This window comes from Enterobacter sp. J49, assembly GCF_002148625.1.
Lineage (GTDB): Bacteria > Pseudomonadota > Gammaproteobacteria > Enterobacterales > Enterobacteriaceae > Enterobacter > Enterobacter ludwigii.
In genome coordinates, this window is the sequence record NZ_MWPY01000046.1 from 1 (window position 1) to 488 (window position 488).

The 488-nt window shown below is 60.9% G+C and carries 1 protein-coding gene; it reads left to right on the top strand.

Translation table 11 applies throughout. From position 1 onward, the window contains the following. On the top strand, positions 1-385 hold a 385-nt coding region (gene gspS, locus BJP35_RS23825), incomplete at its 5' end, for a type II secretion system pilot lipoprotein GspS (RefSeq protein WP_143349644.1). Between the last annotated feature and the right edge of the window lie 103 nt (positions 386-488).

The window sequence follows — 488 nt, forward strand, 5'->3', positions numbered from 1 at the left end:
TCGCACTTCTCTTTGCGGCGCGGTGGCGTTGCTGCTGCTTGCTGGTTGTCAGCATACGGCGCATAAACCGGCGCCGCCGCTGCAGTCGCAGTTGGATCACATCGCTTTGATGCTGGCCGGCGGGCATTTCCTGCGCGTGGCGTGCGGGCGCAGCGAAGTGCCGGACGATGTGAAATTGCAGCGCACCGCGATGCGTACGGCGCAGCACCGCGGCTGGGACACGCATGCTGCAGGGTATCGGCAGCTGCCGGCGCTCACCCAGGCGCGCTATCTGGCTCTGCAACAGGATAATCAGCTGCTGACGGATAAATGCGCCACGCTCAGCCGCAGCACCGCGCGCTTTATCGCCGCGGCGCAGGCCGATCAGGAAGACTACATGGAGTAGCGTTGCGGCAAGCCTGTCGGGCGCTCGTCACGGGCGCCCAAAAATTCTTTGCAGGATAACGATTTATCGATCATCATTTGAAATGATGTTTCACTTTTATCCA